Genomic DNA, 18,094 nt, shown 5'->3' on the forward strand with positions numbered 1-18,094 from the left:
TCTTTTGTTTCCTTCATACCAATAGCTATTTTTTTTTGAATGCATGTATAATAGAGATAAAAATAAGTTAAACAGGTAAAGAAAACAGGTGTAAGGAGAGGAAGAAAAGCTGAAAAAAGTTATTTTTATTCTCGTATTAATAGTGGCATTTGTATACGCGGAGGATTATTTACCTCAGCTAGAAAAATATCTAACGGGTCAAAATAGTGAGCAAAACCAAACGGATTCCAAAAGTCAGCCCACCCAAGAAGTGGCTTCTTATGAAAAACAAAGTGAAAATATGATGAGGCTCATTGGAGATCATTCAGAACAGTTAATTGGAATGCTTGGAGAGCCGGACCGTATTGATTCTTCTGCATATGGCTATGACTGGTGGATTTACAAAAAGAATCGTCAAACGTATGCGCAGGTAGGAGTAGAAAATAATCAAGTCGTATCTGTATACGTCATTGGTTCAAAAACAAATACAGATCCTTTTGAGATTGGTGAGAAGCGAGAAGAAGTAGAAAAAAGAGTTTCGCTTTCATCTGAACTCACGCTTCAAAAAGACGGAAATGAATACCGATTTCGTCTGAGTGAAGAGGATATGAAAATGCGCCCAATTATTAAATATGGAGATGTATACGTCCAACTATATTTTGACCAGTTCCTTAATACAATCTCAAGTATTCGAATTATGGACATGGACACGCTATTAAAACAGCGTCCGTACGAAATTGTTTATCGCGGCGAGCTTCCCACAGCTCCGTCATTGACAGCAGAGGAGTGGAAAAGTGTCCAAGAAGGAGAAGAGCAGCAAATTATCGATATTACAAATGTAATTCGAGACCGGTTTCAGCTGTCACCTTTAGCCTGGGACGAAGCCACTGCCGGAGTAGCTTATTTACACAGCAAAGAAATGAGCGATTTAAACTATTTTTCTCACGTTTCACCAGCACAAGGTGATTTAGGCAACCGTCTGCAAAAAGGCGATGTAGTATATCGTATCGCGGGCGAAAACATTGCCTCGAATTATCAGGATGGAATCGCTGCGGTTGAAGGGTGGCTTAATAGTGAGGGACATCGTAAGGCTTTACTCAATAAAGAGTTTACGCGTCTTGGTGTAGGTGTATATGAGAAATATTATACGCAAAACTTTATCACTCCGATGAATGAATAGTAAGATTAAAACTTCCTTTTGAAAATAGGTCTACTCTTGTCCTCTTTCTCATAAGTTTTAGTAGAGGTTAGAGGAGGGACGAGAATGAAAGGAAGAATAGTAGGAATATTGCTCGTACTTTTCTTTGCATATACGACTACTGTACATGCAGCTGAAGGGCAGTGGGAAAAGCTTGATAACTTATCTGATCAAACGCTATCGCTTGTAGAGCAAAAGGAGTATAAAGCAGCCCAACATTTGTTCAGAAATTTTTCGAATGAATTTACCAGTCTCAATACAGCTTCTTTGGGCGTATCAGCCGAAGATATACGTATTTTAACTCTTTGTTATGAACAGGTAGAAAGGTCTCTTTTATCTTCTGATTCCAGCGATGAAGAACGTCTTCAAAAAGCTACTCAATTTCGATTATTAGTCGATGCGCTGCACAGCAAGCATCAGCCTATGTGGACTGAACTCGAAGGCAGTATGCTAGCAACATTTAAAGAGATGCGAAATGAAGCGGTAAAAGGAGAACAAGCGGCTTATGAAGCGCAGTTTAAGCAATTTTTAAAGGAATATGATATGATCTTACCGAGCGCACAGGTAGACGTTTCGTCTCCCTACGTACAGCGTGTAAGCGCGGACGTTCACTTTTTACAAAGTGAAGGAACGCTAAGTGAGATTAACGATGAGCAGTTTAACCAAATGGAACAAAACTTGAAAGATTTTTTTGAACAAGTAAAAGAAAATCGTACGGACCCGTCTTTTATTTGGGTTACAATCACCACCGGAAGTATTATTATTGCTACACTTTTTTATGTAGGAGCGCGGAAATATTTCGCTGACCAGAAAAGAAAGTCAGCTAGAGGGCGTAATGATTGACGTAAAAGCGCAGAATTGTCTAAAATAAAAGAGTAGTCAAACACATAATGAAAGGTGTGGGTAAATGAGCTTTTTGATTTATTTTCTCATTATTATCCTTGTGCCAATTTGGGCACAGTTTAAGGTGAGAAGCGCTTACAAAAAATATTCACAAGTAAGCAACTCATCAGGAATGACAGGCGCAGAAGTAGCAAGAAAAATTTTGGATGAAAACGGATTGTACAACGTTCACGTAGAGCCTGTAGGCGGATTTTTATCGGATCACTACGATCCTCGTTCAAAAGTCATTCGTTTATCAGAAGACAACTATTACGGAACGTCTGTCGCAGGCGCTGCCGTTGCGGCTCATGAAGTGGGACACGCGATTCAAGACAAAGAAAACTATTCGTTTTTACGCCTTCGCCACTCGCTTGTACCGGTGGCAAGCCTTGGATCAAACGCTTCTTGGATTTTAATTATGATTGGAATTATCGCGTCGATTAAGCCATTGCTATTGTTAGGTATTATCTTCATGGCAGCAGCGGTCGTATTCCAAATTGTAACACTGCCTGTCGAATTTAACGCTTCAAGCCGAGCGATGACGCAAATCGTCTCAGTCGGAGCGATTCGAAATGACGAAGAGCGCGAGACGCGCAAAGTGCTTAACGCAGCGGCTTTAACATACGTAGCAGCCGCAGCAGTAGCAGTTCTTGAGTTGGTTCGTTTAATTATGATTTATACAGGAATGAATAACGACGACTAATAAAAAAATAACCGCATCAGCGGTATTTTTTTATCTTTCAAGCGGTTTTTTATTTTCATCAAGGGTAAATCCTTCGCCTAAGACATCATGAACATCGGTAACCGCAACGAAGGCGTGTGGATCTACAGAAGTAATAACTTGCTTTAAACGAAAAATTTCATTTTTACTAACAACGCAGTATAGCACGTTGGTATCTTGCTTAGAAAAAGAACCTTGTCCTTTTAAAATCGTCACGCCTCGATCCATTTCTTTCATAATTTTATCCGATATGGCTTCGTTATGATTCGAAATGATGGTTGCGCCTTTGGCGGCATACGCACCGTCTTGCATAAAGTCAATAACCCGTGCAGCGACAAAGACTGCAACAAGCGTATACATAGCTTCTCGGTAGGATAAATAAATGAGAGACGCACTAATCACAATAAAGTCAAAAAGAAACATCGTTTTCCCCATATTCCACCCGATATATTTTTGAACAACACGTGCGATGATATCGACTCCTCCTGTTGTTCCTCCAAACCTGAAAATAATGCCAAGACCCACTCCAATAAAAACACCGGCAAAAAGAGCTGCTAGAGTCATATCATGACGCAGGGGCATATTCACCGGAAAGCGCTGGAATATCCATAAAAATAGCGATAAGCTAACAACTCCGAGCATGGTATAAATAAAGGCTGTTCTCCCTAATAGTTTCCACCCTACAAAAAACAAAGGGATATTTAACACTAAGTTGGAATAAGAGGGATCAATGTTAAATAAGAAAAATAAAAGCAGGGTAATGCCTGTGAATCCACCTTCAGCTAAATTGTTTTGCATGTTAAAATTAACAAGTCCAAACGCAAATATGGCAGCACCAAGCAGTATAAAAATAATATTTTTTAATCTGAGTCCTTTCATACTTACAAACCTCCTATGACCGTTTTTGCACTACCTTATCATAAAGGAATATATTTCATTTCGTAAATAACTATCGAAAAGATTTTTGAAAATAGTAAAAAGTGATGATGTTTCTTCTAGTGCTATGTATTAGTAGTATCCTCAATTCGTAAAATATAGACAGATTTTTGAGAATTAAGGAAAACGTGAGGAATATTGTGAAAGCGCACCTGACAAAGGCTTGGTAAGAAGAAGTAATTACACTAAATAATTTGAAGTAAAGATGTTATAATAGTAAGCTGAGTGTACTTCTAAAAGAGGTGAAATAAAAAGATGTCAAAAAAAACGATGGAGCAAATGCAGCAAGAAGTTGATGCATATATTAGCCAATTTAAAGAAGGATATTTTAGTCCTCTTGCTATGCTTGCGCGAATGTCGGAAGAAGTGGGCGAATTATCGCGTGAAATTAACCACTATTATGGTGAAAAGCCGAAGAAAACGACTGAAGCAGAACGTACGGTCGAAGAAGAAATGGGCGACATTTTATTTGTATTAATTTGCTTTGCAAATTCATTAAATATTGATTTACAAGAAGCGCATGATCGCGTTATGAATAAATTTAATACGCGTGACAAAGATCGCTGGACGAAAAAAGAAGACTAAGGAGAGAAAAAGAATGGACAAAATTCGAATTGTACTTGCAGGACCAAGAGGTCGTATGGGAAAAGAAGCCGTATTATTAATAGAAGAAACAGAGCATTTTGAATTAGTAGCAGCGGTGGATCGTATCAATGAAGGAAAATACATAAGTGATATTGAAGGAATGCCAAATGTACAAGCACCAATCTACACTGATATTGAAAAATGTTTTCAAGACGTTAAGGCAGATGTTTTAGTTGATTTGACAACACCTGAAATTGGACGCGTTCATACTAAAACAGCCCTAACATATGGAGTAAGACCTGTTGTAGGAACAACTGGCTTTTCAGAAGAAGATTTAAAAGAATTAAAGCAGCTTGCTGAAGAGAAGGAGCTTGGGTGTATCATTGCACCTAATTTTGCGATTGGCGCTATTTTAATGATGAAGTTTTCACAAATGGCAGCTAAATACTTTGATGATGTAGAGATTATTGAAATGCATCATGATCAAAAGTTAGATGCACCATCAGGAACAGGCTTAAAAACAGCGGAGCTGATCAGTGAAGTTCGTGAAGTGAAAAAACAGGGTCATCCTGATGAAAAAGAACTGCTAGAAGGGGCGCGAGGTGCAGATTATGAAGGAATCCGTCTACATAGCGTACGCCTGCCGGGACTGATAGCTCACCAAGAAGTGATGTTCGGAGGATTTGGACAAACATTAAAAATCCGTCATGATTCATACAACCGCGCTTCTTTTATGTCAGGTGTGAAGCTAGCTGTTGACACAGTTATGAACGTAGACACACTTGTATATGGGTTAGAAAATATTATTGACTAAGGAGCGAGAAAAATGAAAATCGCCTTAATTGCACATGATAAAAAGAAAAATGATATGGTACAATTCACAACAGCCTATCAAGCGATTTTACAGGAACATTCGCTGTTCGCAACAGGAACAACAGGAACGCGTATTTCAGAAGCAACAGGTTTGAAGGTTCACCGCTTTCAATCAGGGCCGCTTGGAGGAGATCAGGAGATAGGAGCTTTAATTGCTCAAAATGAAATGGATATGGTTATTTTTTTCCGCGATCCGTTAACAGCTCAGCCTCATGAACCTGATATTTCAGCTCTAATGCGCCTATGCGACGTATATGCGGTTCCTCTTGCAACGAATATGGGAACAGCAGAGATTTTAATTCATGGACTTGAACGAGGCGATTTGCATTGGCGTTCAATTATAAAAAAATAGGGTGAAGATAATGAAAGAAACAATAGATGTCCTTGCCTTTGGTGCCCATGCCGATGACGTAGAAATCGGCATGGGTGGAACCATTGCAAGAATGAGTGAACAAGGTTTGAAGGTAGTTATTTGTGATTTGACGCAAGCTGAACTTTCTTCAAATGGAACGGTTGAAATTCGAAAACAAGAAGCGTTTAAAGCAGCTGATGTCTTAGGTGTTCATGAGCGAATCCATCTGAATTTGCCAGACAGAGGTTTGGTTTTAAAGGCAGAGTATATAGCTGAAATTGCATCAGTCATTCGCACGTATCAACCAAGGATTATATTTGCTCCTTACTTTGAAGATCGTCATCCTGATCATGGAAATTGTGCAAAACTTGTAGAAGAGGCCGTGTTTTCTGCTGGCGTTAAAAATTATATCGATGATAAAAAGCAAAAAGCTCATCGTGCTGAGTCTCTTTATTTCTATATGATAAATGGATTTCATAAGCCAGATTTTATCGTAGATGTATCAAGCACGTTTCAAAAGAAAGTAGCTAGTCTAGAGGCTTATGAAAGTCAATTTATAAAAACAGCAGATACGTTTGATACGCCGCTGGTAAACGGATATATTGAAACGGTAGAGAGCAGAGAGCGATTATTTGGCAAAGAAGTCGGGGTAGCATACGGTGAAGGTTTTTTATCTAAAAAACCGATTTTGATGTACGACGATTTAGTAGGTGGAAAATAAATGAAGTTAAAAATTGGTATTACATGTTATGCTTCCGTTGGAGGTTCAGGAGTGGTAGCAACGGAGCTAGGGAAGCTGCTGGCTGAAAAGGGGCACGAAATTCATTTTATTTCCTCTAGCATGCCTTTTAGATTGACGAAAGTATATCCAAATATTTATTTTCACGAAGTAGATGTAAATCAGTACTCCGTCTTTAAATACCCTCCGTATGATCTGGCTTTATCCAGTAAAATGGCTGAAGTGGCTAAAAGAGAAAAGCTTGACATTATTCATACGCACTATGCAATCCCCCATGCCGTTTGCGGGATTTTAGCTAAACAAATGGTAGAGCACGAAGTGAAAATTGTGACGACTCTTCATGGGACAGATATTACGGTTCTAGGAGAGGATCCATCGTTAAAAGATTTAATTAAATTTGGAATTGAGAAATCAGATGCAGTGACGGCTGTATCTCAGTCACTTGTTGATCAAACTCACCATTTAATTAGTCCAGATAAAGAAATTGAAACGATGTATAATTTTATTGATGAACGAGTTTATCATAAAAAAGAAGTGCAGTATTTAAAAGCGGAGTACGGCATATTAGAAAATGAAAAAGTCGTTATTCATATTTCAAACTTTCGTCAAGTCAAACGAGTTACAGATATAGTCAAAACATTTGCTATTATTAATAAAAAGCTTCAGTCTAAGCTGCTGCTTGTAGGAGACGGCCCTGAAATGACGGTTGTGTCTCAATTAGTAAGAGAGCTAAATCTTCAAGATTCTGTGTTATTTCTGGGGAAACAAGAAAATGTAGCAGAATTATATTCGATTAGCGATTTAAAACTGTTATTATCTGAAAAAGAAAGCTTTGGGCTTGTACTTTTAGAAGCTATGGCTTGTGGTGTTCCATGCATCGGAACAAATATAGGCGGAATTCCCGAAGTAATTGAACACGAAAAAACAGGATATATTTGCGAAGTGGGAGATGTCGAAGAGGCAGCGAGCAAAGCAATTCAGCTACTTGAAAATGAACAGCTGCATCACCAAATGAGGGAAGCGTCTCTAAGCGCAGTTAATCATAAATTTCATTCAACAGAGATTGTGAGTCAATATGAAAAACTTTATTATAAATTGGTACAGGGTTGAAGAATGGAGGAAGTTATGAAAGAACCGTTCATTCATCCGCTTTATATTATTGAAAAACTGGAGACAGCCGGTTACGAAGCGTATTTTGTTGGAGGAGCGGTCCGGGATCTCATTTTAAATCGGACGATTGGAGATATTGATATCGCTACGTCAGCTAGGCCTGAACAAGTGATGGAACTCTTTCCTAAGACGATTCATGTAGGAATCGAGCATGGTACGGTTGTCGTTGTCCATGAGAACGAGACCTATGAGGTAACCACTTTTCGCTCTGAGGGAGAATATGATGATTTTCGTCGTCCCTCGTCCGTTACGTTTATTTCGTCTCTGATAGAAGATTTGCAGCGTCGAGATTTTACAATCAATGCAATGGCTATGAATGCAAAGGGAGAAATTATTGATCCATTTAATGGAAGAGAAGATTTGCGAAACCAGTTAATTCGTACTGTCGGAAATGCTAAAGAACGCTTTCATGAAGATGCTCTTCGTATGATGAGAGCCGTTCGCTTTGTCAGTCAGCTGGCGTTTTCGCTGTCTGATCAAACTAAAAGAGCCATTCAGCAATACGGTGAACTGCTGAGGCATGTTTCTATTGAACGCATTACAGTTGAATTCGAAAAAATGCTGAGCGGAAAGCGCCCGTCTTTAGCATTAGCACTTGTAGCAGATACGGAGCTGTATCGCTACTTGCCTCAATTGAATGTAGATCCGCAAAAATTCCGATCTGTTTGTGCACACGATTGGATGATGCTTCAGCGAGTATCGGAGTCATGGACACTTCTTGTACATCTGCTCGACATTCAAGACAAGCAGGCATTTTTTAAAATCTGGAAATTATCTAATAAGCAAATTAAAGATATTCAGCTTCAGTCTATTGGCCTTCGAGACGTTTTGGAAAATGGATGGTCAAAACGCATCATGTATACAATTGGAGAGCAGGCGAGCGTGAGCGTGAATCGTATTTTACAACTTCTTCGAAGCAATGAGTATATGAATGAACATGAGCTTCTTTACATCTATAGCGAGCTGCCTATTCATTCTTTAAAAGATTTAGATATAAACGGCCAAGATCTTTTAGTATGGACAGGTAAAAAGGGCGGTCCATGGGTGTCTCAACTGTTAAAAGAAATTGAAGAGAAAGTTTTATACAATGAGTTAATGAACACAAAATCTTCAATAAGAAAGTGGGTGCAGTCTTGCAGTCAGATATAAGAAGAACGCTGCTTGAAATGTTTACGAACGCAGATGGAGACTATGTGTCCGGACAAAAGATCAGCGATTTATTAGGCTGTTCAAGAACAGCTGTATGGAAGCATATCGAAGAGCTGCGAAAAGACGGCTATGAACTTGAAGCTGTTCGTAAAAAAGGCTATCGCATTGTTGGGAAGCCGAACAAAGTAAGCAGCAACGAGCTTTTATTAGGGCTTCAAACAACAAAAATCGGTCAGTATATTCATTATGAGGAAAGCGTGCATTCTACTCAAAAAATTGCTCATCGAATTGCTCAAGAAGGAGCCAAAGAAGGAACGGTCGTAGTTGCTGAAGAGCAAACGGCAGGGAGAGGAAGACTTGATAGAGCGTGGTATTCCCCAAAATATACTGGTGCCTGGATGAGTATTATACTGCGTCCTTCTATTCCTCCGCAGCAGGCTCCTCAGCTGACTCTGCTATCAGCAGTGGCTGTTGTACAGGCCATTCAAGAAGTGACGAACCTTTCTCCAGACATTAAATGGCCTAATGATGTTTTATTAAATGGGAAGAAGCTAGTTGGGATTTTAACAGAAATGCAGGCTGATTTTGACCGGATTCATTCGGTCATCATTGGAATCGGCATCAATGTGAATCAGCAGGAAACGGATTTTAATGAACAAATCAAACACATTGCCACATCTTTACGTATTGAAAAAGGTGAAGAAATTAATCGTGCGGCTTTGATGCAAGCGTTTTTCTTAAAGTTAGAAACCCTTTATGAAGAATACTTAAAAAATGGCTTTGGTTTAATTAAAGTTCTTTGGGAAACGTATGCGATCAGTATTGGAAAGCGAATTATAGCACGCACGATGACAGCCAACATTGAAGGCTTTGCAAAAGGTATAACAGATGAAGGCGTTTTATTAATTGAAGATGATGAAGGAGTTATACACCGAATTCATTCTGCAGATATTGAGCTCTCTGCTAAAAAATAGTAGAAAAATAAAGAAATTTTTATTATAATACGAGTATCAAGGTAGTATCGCAAGAACTTCACTTGATACTCGTTTGTTTATTTTTAATACGACAATAAATCTGCCTTGATCCATTAAGGACTAGGACAGAGGGATGACGCGTAGGTAAGCACATTAGGTAAAGTGTGCTTTTTATAGATGAAGTCTGTCAAAGTCCTTCTTCCTTTTATAGGTAGAAGGACTTTTTGTATGCAGACGTGCGCTCATCTCCTCTGAGAAGGAGGAGAAAGTTAGTGAAAACAAAATTAGATTTTTTACGTATGAAACAGAACCATGAACCAATTGTGATGCTGACTGCGTACGATTATCCGTCAGCTAAGTACGCTGAGGAAGCAGGCGTAGACATGATTTTAGTAGGCGATTCTCTAGGAATGGTCGTTTTAGGATATGACTCTACGATTCCTGTAACGGTAGATGATATGATTCATCATACAAAAGCGGTTAAAAGAGGGGCTGCTGATACATTTATCGTCACCGACATGCCATTTATGTCCTATCACGTGTCGAAAGAAGACACGATGAAAAATGCTGCTCGTATTATGCAGGAAAGCGGAGCTCATGCTTTAAAAGTAGAAGGTGCAAAGGATGTTCTTTATACAATTTCAGAATTGACGCAAGCTGGTATTCCGGTTGTTGCACATCTCGGGTTAACTCCTCAGTCTGTCGGTGTCCTGGGCGGTTATAAAGTGCAGGGAAAAGAAGCGAAAGAAGCCAAACAGCTAATCCAAGACGCGATCAAGTGTGAGCAGGCAGGAGCTATTGCTGTTGTATTAGAATGTGTTCCTAAACAAGTAGCAAAACAAGTAGCTGAACGCTTGAGCATTCCAACAATCGGAATTGGAGCAGGGGCTGACACGGATGGTCAAGTACTTGTATACCACGATGTATTAACGTACGGAGTCGAGCGTGTGCCAAAATTTGTTCAGTCATTTGCGAAAATAAATGAGCCTATTTTACAGGGGCTTTCTCAGTATGTAAGTGAAGTGAAAAAAAGAGAGTTTCCGAAAGAAGCACATACATTTTCAATGAAAGAAGAGCAGTTAACGGCACTGTACGGAGGGAAATAAGATGAAAGTCATTACAACAATTAAAGACATGCAGCAGGAGATGAAAAAAGAAAAGCGGCTTGGACGTTCAATTGGATTTGTCCCGACGATGGGCTATTTGCATGCAGGCCATGCTACTCTGCTTGGAGCAGCTCGCACAGAAAATGAAGTAGTGGCGCTAAGTATTTTTGTGAACCCGACTCAATTTGGACCAAATGAAGATTTTGATACGTATCCAAGAGATTTTGAGCGCGATGAGCGCGTGGCAAAAGAAGCTAACGTTGACTATTTATTTTATCCTTCGGTAGAGGAAATGTATAAGTCAAGCCGTTCAGTAGCTATAACAGTGACGGATCGTGTAGACGTATTGTGTGGACAGAAGCGCCCCGGTCATTTTGACGGAGTAGCCACGGTACTAACAAAGCTTTTTCACATTGTAACACCAGATCGTGCATACTTTGGTAAAAAAGATGCACAGCAAGTCGCTGTAGTAGATGGTTTAATTGAAGACTTTAATTTTCCCGTGGAGCTTAGAGCAGTAGATACGGTGAGAGAAGCGGATGGATTAGCTAAAAGTTCTCGTAACGTATATTTAACAGATAAAGAAAGAGAAGAGGCACCTGTTTTATTTAAGAGTTTACAAAGCGCCCAGCAGCTTCTTGGAAGCGGAGAGAAGCAAGTAGAAATCATTAAACAGACCATTCGAAAAGAAATTGAGCAACATACGAGCGGTAAAGTGGATTATATCGAGGTTTATACGTATCCAGAGCTAAAAACGATTAAGCAAGCTGCTGGAAAAATCATTATCGCTTTAGCCGTTCAATTCTCTAAGGCTCGTTTAATTGATAATGTAATTGTAGACGTACAGGAGGATAACTAAATGTTTCGCACGATGATGAACGCTAAAATACACAGAGCTCATGTAACTGAAGCCAACTTAAATTATGTTGGCAGCATCACCATTGATGAAGATATCATCGACGCAGTAGGAATCGTAGCAAACGAAAAAGTCCAAATTGTAAATAATAATAACGGAGCTCGCTTGGAAACGTACGTGATTCCCGGCGAACGAGGGAGCGGCGTAGTTTGTTTAAATGGAGCCGCTGCAAGACTCGTGCAGCCTGGAGATATCGTCATCATTATCTCTTATGCGCTCGTAGCAAATGAAGAAGTAGCTCACCATCATCCAACCGTAGCGATTATGAATGAGCAGAATAAAATCCAACAATTGCTTAAACAAGAACCAGCTGGTACAATTCTATAAGAACAGTCCCCCTTTATGAGGGGGATTTTTATTTGAATACATACGCTAGTAAGTGAACGGTATAAACCTCTATACACACTAAAGTAAAACTTCTATGTATGAAAGCCTCTCTGTTTTTCACGAGAAGGAGTTGCGCTTTTAAAGCATATAGAGCAGGCTTTCACTTTATACTATAAAAAGACAGACTTGCGAGGTGTTGACCGTGAATAAACGCTTTGTTGTGGTAGATCTTGAAACGACGGGACATTCTCCAAAACAAGGAGATAAAATGATTCAATTTGCTGCTGTCATAGTAGAAGACGGCAAAATTGTTGAACGTTTTTCTAGTTTTTTAAATCCTGGTATGGATATTCCGCCTTTTATTACACAACTAACTAACATTCAAAATGATATGGTGAAAGATGCGCCTTTATTTGAAGAAATTTCACCTAAAATTATAGAATTGCTAGATGATGCTTATTTTGTTGCACATAATGTGGCATTTGATTTAACTTTTTTACAAGAAGAACTCTATCAGTGCGGGATGGAGACGCTTTATAATTCAACCGTAGATACCGTCGAACTGGCCCGGATTCTGCTGCCTACAGTTGATGGGTACAAACTTAGCCAATTAGCTGAGTATTTACATATTGAACATGAAAACCCTCATCAAGCAGATAGTGATGCAGAAGTAACGGCACGTATTTTACTTTTACTAATTGAAAAATTAAAGAAGCTCCCTTTAACAACCTTGAAGCAGCTATACGCGCTAAGCTTACACTTTAAAAGTGAAATTGGAGAACTGATTCAACAAGTTATAGATGATAAAAGTTATGCCGAGGATGATTCTTATGAATTTATACATGGCATTGCGCTAAACAAATATCAGCCGCATTCAGCTAATGAAAAGCAGCACTCTCATACTTACGAAATATTTGAAACTGAAAAGCAAAAGCTGTTCCATCAGGCTCTGCCATTGTTTGAAGAACGAAAAGGGCAGTGGGAGATGATGAACTTTGTACAAGAGTGCTTTGCAGGTAACGAGCATGCTTTAATTGAAGCCGGGACCGGTATCGGTAAAACCTACGCTTATTTAGTTCCTGCCGTGTTTTATGCTTCTGTTCATCACCACCCAGTCATTATCTCAACTAACACGGTAACGCTTCAGCAGCAAATCATCGAAAAAGATGTGCCCATTCTAGAAAAGATTGTTCCGTTTCCTGTTACAGCAGCTGTTTTAAAAGGAAGAGAACATTACATTAGTATAAGAAAATTTATTCAGCTCTTAAAAGAGCGCAATAATAATTACGATGCGATCCTCACAAAAGCGAAGCTGCTTATTTGGCTGACGGAAACGGAAACGGGCGACAGCGATGAAATAAACCTGCCTTCTGGAGGCAAACTTTTTTGGGAGCAGCTAAATGAAAGCAATCCGTCTCCAAGTGACTTTAAGCATCCTTGGAAACTTTATTCTTTTTATGAACGAGCGCAGAACAGAGCGCAAAATGCCCATATAGTAGTGACAAATCATCGCTTGCTGTTGATGGATGTAATGAGTAATCATGAGCTGCTACCTGATTATAAACAGATTATTATTGACGAGGCTCATCACTTAGAAGACATTGCCGGAGAAGAACTGGGAGAGCGCTTAGATTATTTTGCGGTTCATGCGCTATTAAACCGAATCGGAACCATTCAAGACAAAGGGCTGTTAAAAAAAGTTCATCATACGCTTGTAAAATATAGCATCGAGCTTAACACTGAATTTCTTCAAAATTTGTTTGTGCAGCTTCATTCTGAGTGCGATGACTTATTTCGTTTGATTCATTCTTTTGTTCAAAAAAGAACGGGCAATCAGCAGGGTGAGATTGGAAGAAGCAGCTATCGGTATAAAGTGGAAAAAGAGCATGGGCATTACTGGACGGCTATTCAAGAAGCAGCGTCGCGCATTCGTTTTTTAATTCACGATCTTTTTACATGGAATGATGGGGCAAGACATTCCTTTAACGATCTATATGACAAAGCCACAAAAAATGAACAGTCATCTCTTCATGAATTTCAAACGGCTGTTAAAGGGTTTGAGCATATATCTCAGCAAATAGAAAAGCTTTTGTTCAAACAGCAGAGTAATCACGTAACGTGGTTTGAGATTGAACCAAAAGGAGCAGCAAATGCTACGTATATCTATAGTCAGCCTACTTCCATTGCCGATACGCTGGCTGATGAATTTTTTGCCAAGAAACAAAGCGTTATTTTAACTTCGGCTACATTGACGGTGAATGGAACATTTGATTATTTAATTCAAGAGCTAGGGTTATATGACTTTCAGCCTGCTCAACTTATTCTTCCTTCCGAGTTTGATTATGAGAAGCAAGCTAAAGTCTATATTCCTCAAGATATGCCTGCTGTTAACGAAGTATCATTATATGAGTATAGCGCTATGATGGCAGAAAGTATTCTTGACGTAGCCAAAGTAACAAATGGTCGTATGCTGGTGCTTTTTACTTCATATGACATGTTGAAAGCTACGTATGGTTATTTAAAAGAGTTAAACGATCTTGAAGAGTTCGTCCTGCTCGGTCAAGGAGTCACAACTAGAAATCGTAATAGACTGTTAAAAGACTTCAGCCAGTTTGAGCATTCCATTCTTTTAGGTACAAACAGCCTGTGGGAAGGAATTGATCTGCCAGGAGATTTATTATCATGTCTCGTAATAGTCAGACTTCCTTTTTCATCTCCAAATCAACCTCTGCTGACAGCTAAATTTGAGCAGATGAAAAAAGAAGGGAAAAGTCCTTTTATGAATTATTCACTTCCTCAGGCCGTTATCCGTTTTAAACAAGGATTTGGACGGTTGATTCGTTCAAAAAGTGACCGAGGAGCTATATTTATTTTTGATAATCGTATTACGCGAACAGCATATGGATACCATTTCCTTCACTCGCTTCCAAAAGTCCAAGTTGTTCAAAAAACGTTTTCGAATATCTTACTGGACTACAAAGAATGGTGGAATGAAAAGACTTGAGCAGACGCTTAAGTCTTTTTTTATGCATACTGTTTCTTCACTTGAGAGACGATAGTAATATACTATGATAAGCAAATGAGGACAGTGTATGATTAAAATGTTGATAAGTGCTGTACTGTTTTTTGGTTTTATGAACTATTCGGTTTCAGCAGCCGTCATTCAAAACGTAGATTTTGGTTTACAAGCTGATGAAATAGTGATCACCTTTCTACCTCTTTCAGCTGGAGAAGCAAGTCTGATTCAAGACGGAAGCGATGAGACCATTTTGATAAATACCGGAAGTGCATCTTCCTATCCCGAGCTAAAGAAGTGGCTGCAGCGATATAAAGTAAAAAAAATCAACCAATTAATAATTACGAAACAGCAAAAGTACTATAATTCAAATGTTCAGCGAGCTGTGAACGATTATCATATAGAGCGTATTATTGCCCCCGCTCAGTATCAGGCGGAATTTCAAACAGAGAAGTGGAAAGAAAATGATTTATTTCAGTTAACAGATAATATACACGTTGATGTCTTGCACGCATCGAAGCAAAAAACAGCTGCTATGGATCTATTATTCACGATCGGAGAACATCGGATTCTATATGCAATGAGCAGCTCAAATGAAGTAGAAGAAAAGTTTTTGCGTATTCCTCTTACCGATGTAGCTGTATTGAAAGTTCCTAATTTTGGAGAAGGAGCCTTTTTTTCGAATGCATTTTTGAAGCAATTAAACACACAGCTTGCGGTTATGTTCACTAAACCAGACCGTTCTTATTCCGGACAGCTACTTTCAAATTTAACGGCTGAATGGATTGAAATATATGACGTAAGGGAGGGGAGCGCTTACTCTATTAAAATGTCGCTAAAATCCTATGATGTGATGAAATTTTCTGCAAAATAAACAAATTTCCTTTTGCAAAAAGAGGTAAATTCCTTATAATATTATATATGTTTACTTATTTATTCGGTTTTTACGCAAAACGTACAGACTGGATTGCTGAGTGAAAAAGATGACGATGGTTTTTGATACCTGTTATAATACGGATATCGTCATTTTTGCGTCGTGATAGACGAGCTAGGAGGGTTACAATGGAAAGCAGGATTGAAGTATTATCAACTGTCCGCGTGGAAAATTCCTCGGATTTATATAAAATTGTTGATAGTTTGAATCGCACGTTAAAAAAGCAAGATTTGATGTTCGGATTAGCGTTAGATGAAGAAGATCAAAGCAAAGCTGTATTTACAATTTATCGTACATAAGTAGGGATTTTATGAAAAAGTTAATTATTGTAGCGGTAACTGCTGTGCTTTTAATTATCGGGGGCATTTCTTTTAGCATTTATCACTCGTCCGTGAAGGATGTTCATTCTGCTGAGGAAAAAGCAGCATCCCAAGCAAAAAAAGAATTTAATTTGAAATCTGTCACAAGCACCCAGCCATATTTCGGCAATCATGCATTTTATGTAGTAGAAGGTACAAACCGAAGCAATCAAAAGGTAATTGCTTGGATGCCTAAAAGCAAAAAACAAACAGCTGTTTTAAAGAAAGCAAGCAGCGGGATCACAAAAGAGAAAGCCATTTCCATTGTGAAAAATGATAAAAACCCGCAGGAAATTAAGTCGGTGCGCCTAGGCATTGAAAATAAAAAGCCGCTGTGGGAAGTAACATATGTGGATAAAGATAAGAAACATTTAACATACTATTATCTTGATTTCTCTAGCGGTGAATTTATAAAACGATACAGCTTATCTCAATCATAAATCGTTTATACCATATGAAATACCATATGTGTCATAATATAAGATTTCAGCGCTTTATGAAAATGAAGCCAACTTTTTATCTATAATCAGCCCGCGGGCTGATTATAGCTTTAGTTCATAGGGGGAGATTTTAGTGAAGTTAGCAAAACGTGTATCAGCATTAACGCCATCATCAACATTAGCGATTACAGCAAAAGCGAAAGAATTGAAAGCGGCTGGTCATGATGTGATTGGACTTGGAGCAGGGGAACCTGATTTTAATACGCCGCAGCACATTTTAGAAGCGGCTGTTACAGCAATGAATGATGGTCAGACAAAATATACGCCAGCAGGCGGCCTTGCACCATTAAAAGAAGCGGTAATTGAAAAATTCAAACGCGATCAAGGCCTGACGTATTCACCTTCTGAAATTATTGTTTGTACAGGTGCTAAGCACGCACTGTATACGTTATTTCAAGTTCTGTTAGACGAAGGTGACGAAGTGATTATCCCAACTCCTTACTGGGTAAGTTATCCTGAGCAAGTAAAGTTAGCAGAAGGTGCACCAGTATTCGTTGAAGGTTCTGAAAATAACGAATTTAAAATCACACCTGAACAATTAGAAGCGGCTATTACTGCTAAAACCAAAGCTGTTATTATCAATTCACCAAGCAACCCAACAGGTATGATTTACACAAGAGAAGAGCTTCAAGCTTTAGGAGAAGTTTGCTTGAAGCACGACATTTTTATCGTATCAGATGAAATTTATGAAAAGCTTGTGTATGGTCAAAATGAACATGTATCGATTGCACAGCTTTCACCAGCGTTAAAAGAAAAACAATTATCATTAACGGTGTTTCTAAGTCACATTCCATGACGGGCTGGCGCATTGGATATGCGGCTGGTGATGCTACAGTTATTAAAGCGATGACAAACCTAGCGAGTCACAGCACGTCAAATCCAACATCTATTGCTCAATATGCAACAATTGCTGCTTATAACGGCACTCAGGAGCCGGTGGAAATGATGCGACAAGCTTTTGAAGAGCGTCTAAACGTAATTCATGAAAAGCTGATTAACATTCCAGGGTTCTCATGCTTAAAACCACAAGGTGCTTTCTACTTATTCCCTAATGCAATTGAAGCTGCAAAATTAACTGGTTTTGATACAGTTGATGCATGGGTAGAAGCTATTTTAGAAGAAGAGAAGGTAGCCCTAGTTCCTGGATCAGGATTCGGTTCACCTGAAAACGTACGTCTTTCTTATGCTACATCACTAGATCTGCTAGAAAAGGCATTGGAACGAATTCAATCATTCATGACTCGTCATATGAAATAAAAAAGATTATATTTTTTAAAAAAAGAGCCTTTTAGCACAAATCACACGTGTTAGAAGGCTCTTTTTGTTTGTTACTTGTTATTATGTTTGTCGAAATGTATAATAGGATGGCATACATAAT

18 protein-coding genes and 1 pseudogene are annotated in these 18,094 nt (G+C 38.8%); 18 read left to right on the forward strand and 1 reads right to left on the reverse strand.

Features of this window, described 5'->3' with window-relative positions; genetic code table 11:
* Positions 1–142 precede the first annotated feature (142 nt).
* The 3 genes from N178_RS17555 to N178_RS17565 all read left to right on the forward strand — a co-directional run bounded on the left by N178_RS17555 (position 143) and on the right by N178_RS17565 (position 2,762).
* Positions 143–1,159, forward strand: a complete 1,017-nt coding sequence (locus N178_RS17555; RefSeq protein WP_045293827.1) for a CAP domain-containing protein — start codon at positions 143–145, stop codon at positions 1,157–1,159.
* 84 nt (positions 1,160–1,243) lie between these two features.
* Positions 1,244–2,020, forward strand: coding sequence for a sporulation protein YpjB (locus N178_RS17560; protein ID WP_045293828.1), 777 nt, complete (start codon positions 1,244–1,246; stop codon positions 2,018–2,020).
* Between the two features lie 64 nt (positions 2,021–2,084).
* Complete coding sequence (locus N178_RS17565) at positions 2,085–2,762, forward strand: zinc metallopeptidase (protein WP_045293829.1); 678 nt, start codon at positions 2,085–2,087, stop codon at positions 2,760–2,762.
* A gap of 30 nt (positions 2,763–2,792) precedes the next feature.
* On the opposite strand, the gene N178_RS17570 is transcribed toward N178_RS17565, so the two are convergent.
* Positions 2,793–3,659: a YitT family protein gene (locus tag N178_RS17570; protein ID WP_013082317.1), complete on the reverse strand. Its 867-nt coding sequence runs from the start codon at positions 3,657–3,659 to the stop codon at positions 2,793–2,795.
* Positions 3,660–3,971: 312 nt separating this feature from the next.
* On the opposite strand from N178_RS17570, the gene N178_RS17575 reads away from it, so the two are divergent.
* The 15 genes and pseudogenes from N178_RS17575 to N178_RS17640 all read left to right on the forward strand — a co-directional run bounded on the left by N178_RS17575 (position 3,972) and on the right by N178_RS17640 (position 17,973).
* Positions 3,972–4,301, forward strand: a complete 330-nt coding sequence (locus tag N178_RS17575; RefSeq protein WP_013056090.1) for a nucleotide pyrophosphohydrolase — start codon at positions 3,972–3,974, stop codon at positions 4,299–4,301.
* Between the two features lie 13 nt (positions 4,302–4,314).
* The gene (dapB, locus tag N178_RS17580) at positions 4,315–5,115 is read left to right on the forward strand and encodes a 4-hydroxy-tetrahydrodipicolinate reductase (protein WP_045293830.1); all 801 of its coding nucleotides are present in this window, start codon (positions 4,315–4,317) and stop codon (positions 5,113–5,115) included.
* Between the two features lie 12 nt (positions 5,116–5,127).
* Positions 5,128–5,526, forward strand: coding sequence for a methylglyoxal synthase (gene mgsA / locus N178_RS17585; RefSeq protein ID WP_013056092.1), 399 nt, complete (start codon positions 5,128–5,130; stop codon positions 5,524–5,526).
* Between the two features lie 10 nt (positions 5,527–5,536).
* Positions 5,537–6,247: a bacillithiol biosynthesis deacetylase BshB1 gene (gene bshB1, locus N178_RS17590; protein WP_045293831.1), complete on the forward strand. Its 711-nt coding sequence runs from the start codon at positions 5,537–5,539 to the stop codon at positions 6,245–6,247.
* Entirely contained in the window at positions 6,248–7,375 is a 1,128-nt protein-coding gene (gene bshA, locus N178_RS17595) for an N-acetyl-alpha-D-glucosaminyl L-malate synthase BshA (protein WP_013056094.1), read from the forward strand.
* 15 nt (positions 7,376–7,390) lie between these two features.
* Positions 7,391–8,584 carry a CCA tRNA nucleotidyltransferase gene (locus tag N178_RS17600; protein WP_045293832.1) on the forward strand — a complete coding sequence of 398 codons (1,194 nt, stop codon included), beginning with the start codon at positions 7,391–7,393 and terminating at the stop codon, positions 8,582–8,584.
* Positions 8,569–9,558 (forward strand): bifunctional biotin--[acetyl-CoA-carboxylase] synthetase/biotin operon repressor, encoded by a 990-nt coding sequence (locus tag N178_RS17605; protein WP_013056096.1) that lies wholly within the window; start codon positions 8,569–8,571, stop codon positions 9,556–9,558. The genes N178_RS17600 and N178_RS17605 overlap by 16 nt, the downstream gene beginning before the upstream one ends.
* A gap of 272 nt (positions 9,559–9,830) precedes the next feature.
* On the forward strand, positions 9,831–10,664 hold the full coding sequence (gene panB, locus N178_RS17610; RefSeq protein ID WP_045293833.1) for a 3-methyl-2-oxobutanoate hydroxymethyltransferase: 834 nt from the start codon (positions 9,831–9,833) through the stop codon (positions 10,662–10,664).
* Between the two features lies 1 nt (position 10,665).
* Positions 10,666–11,523: a pantoate--beta-alanine ligase gene (panC, locus tag N178_RS17615; protein ID WP_045293834.1), complete on the forward strand. Its 858-nt coding sequence runs from the start codon at positions 10,666–10,668 to the stop codon at positions 11,521–11,523.
* A complete protein-coding gene (gene panD, locus N178_RS17620; protein WP_045293835.1) occupies positions 11,524–11,907 on the forward strand; it encodes an aspartate 1-decarboxylase in 384 nt (127 codons plus the stop codon).
* 202 nt (positions 11,908–12,109) lie between these two features.
* Complete coding sequence (gene dinG, locus N178_RS17625; protein ID WP_045293836.1) at positions 12,110–14,911, forward strand: ATP-dependent DNA helicase DinG; 2,802 nt, start codon at positions 12,110–12,112, stop codon at positions 14,909–14,911.
* An 88-nt stretch (positions 14,912–14,999) separates the two neighbouring features.
* Positions 15,000–15,797 (forward strand): ComEC/Rec2 family competence protein, encoded by a 798-nt coding sequence (locus N178_RS17630; RefSeq protein WP_045293837.1) that lies wholly within the window; start codon positions 15,000–15,002, stop codon positions 15,795–15,797.
* A 188-nt stretch (positions 15,798–15,985) separates the two neighbouring features.
* Positions 15,986–16,156 carry a YpmA family protein gene (locus N178_RS26105; protein ID WP_013056102.1) on the forward strand — a complete coding sequence of 57 codons (171 nt, stop codon included), beginning with the start codon at positions 15,986–15,988 and terminating at the stop codon, positions 16,154–16,156.
* 11 nt (positions 16,157–16,167) lie between these two features.
* Complete coding sequence (locus N178_RS17635; RefSeq protein ID WP_045293838.1) at positions 16,168–16,656, forward strand: cell wall elongation regulator TseB-like domain-containing protein; 489 nt, start codon at positions 16,168–16,170, stop codon at positions 16,654–16,656.
* A 133-nt stretch (positions 16,657–16,789) separates the two neighbouring features.
* Positions 16,790–17,973 (forward strand): annotated as a pseudogene (locus N178_RS17640) (pyridoxal phosphate-dependent aminotransferase).
* Positions 17,974–18,094 lie beyond the last annotated feature (121 nt).

Origin of the sequence: Priestia aryabhattai B8W22, from assembly GCF_000956595.1 — a bacterium.
Lineage (GTDB): Bacteria > Bacillota > Bacilli > Bacillales > Bacillaceae_H > Priestia > Priestia aryabhattai.